Origin of the sequence: Streptomyces bohaiensis (genome assembly GCF_012033785.1) — a bacterium.
Classification (GTDB): domain Bacteria; phylum Actinomycetota; class Actinomycetes; order Streptomycetales; family Streptomycetaceae; genus Streptomyces; species Streptomyces bohaiensis.
The window spans coordinates 1-1,360 of the sequence record NZ_JAAVJC010000525.1; the positions used below are offsets into that span (position 1 = coordinate 1).

Here is a 1,360-nt window from a genome sequence, read left to right on the forward strand (position 1 = left end):
GCTCCCAGCACGGCGGCGCGCCCGTCCCCGCGGGAGCGGGCGCCGGCCCGGCGCCCGCAGCCGTCCGCCCGCCGGACGCCGCGTCTCACCGGCCGGACGCCCGCCGACGACGCCTCCCGCGAGGGACTACGCTCACCCCGTGGCCGAGATCCAGATTCCCGCTGACATCAAGCCCGCCGACGGACGCTTCGGGTCGGGCCCCTCCAAGGTGCGGACCGAGGCGCTCAGCGCCCTCGCCGCCACGGGCAGTTCACTGCTCGGAACCTCCCACCGGCAGGCCCCCGTCCGCGACCTCGTCGGCCGCGTCCGGGACGGCGTCCGCACCCTGCTCTCGCTCCCCGACGGGTACGAGGTGATCCTCGGCAACGGCGGCTCCACCGCGTTCTGGGACATCGCCACCCACGGGCTGATCGAGCACCGCTCGCAGCACCTCACCTTCGGCGAGTTCTCCTCGAAGTTCGCCAAGGCCGCCAAGCTGGCGCCGTGGCTGGAGGAGCCCACCGTCATCTCCGCCGAGCCGGGCGGTCTGCCCCAGGCGCGCGCCGAGACGGGCGTGGACGTGTACGCCTTCACCCACAACGAGACCTCGACCGGCGTCGCCGCCCCGCTGCAGCGCGTCGCGGGCGCCGACGACGACGCCCTGGTGCTGGTCGACGCCACCTCCGGCGCGGGCGGTCTCCCGGTGGACATCACCGAGACCGACGTCTACTACTTCGCGCCGCAGAAGTCCTTCGCCTCCGACGGCGGGCTGTGGCTCGGCGCGTTCTCGCCGGCCGCCCTGGAGCGCGCCGCCCGGGTGCACGGCTCCGGACGCCACGTCCCGGAGTTCTTCTCGCTGCCGACGGCGATCGACAACTCGCTGAAGAACCAGACCTACAACACCCCCGCGCTGGCGACGCTGTTCCTCCTCGCCGAGCAGCTGGACTGGATCAACGGCCAGGGCGGGCTGGGCTGGGCGGTGGACCGCACCGCGGACTCCGCCTCCCGCCTCTACGGCTGGGCCGAGAAGTCCGCCCACGCCTCGCCGTTCGTCACCGACCCCGCGCTGCGCTCGCAGGTCGTGGGGACCATCGACTTCGTCGACGGGGTGGACGCCGCGGCGGTCGCCAAGGTCCTGCGCGCCAACGGCATCGTCGACACCGAGCCCTACCGCAAGCTGGGCCGCAACCAGCTGCGGGTCGCGATGTACCCGGCGGTGGACCCCGCCGACGTCGAGGCGCTGACCGCCTGCGTGGACCACGTCATCGACAGGCTCTGACCCTCCCGTGCCCGGCACCGCCGGGCACGGCCGCGTCGGCGACGGGGCGGCGGATACCGGCGGCCGGCCCGGTACCCGCCGCCCCGTCGCGTGGGTAGCACC

1 protein-coding gene is annotated in these 1,360 nt (G+C 74.6%); it reads left to right on the plus strand.

Going from position 1 to position 1,360, the window contains the following annotated elements; all coding sequences use genetic code 11:
* The first annotated feature begins 139 nt into the window (after positions 1-139).
* Positions 140-1,258, plus strand: a complete 1,119-nt coding sequence (gene serC / locus HCN52_RS24465) for a phosphoserine transaminase (RefSeq protein ID WP_168090594.1) — start codon at positions 140-142, stop codon at positions 1,256-1,258.
* Positions 1,259-1,360 lie beyond the last annotated feature (102 nt).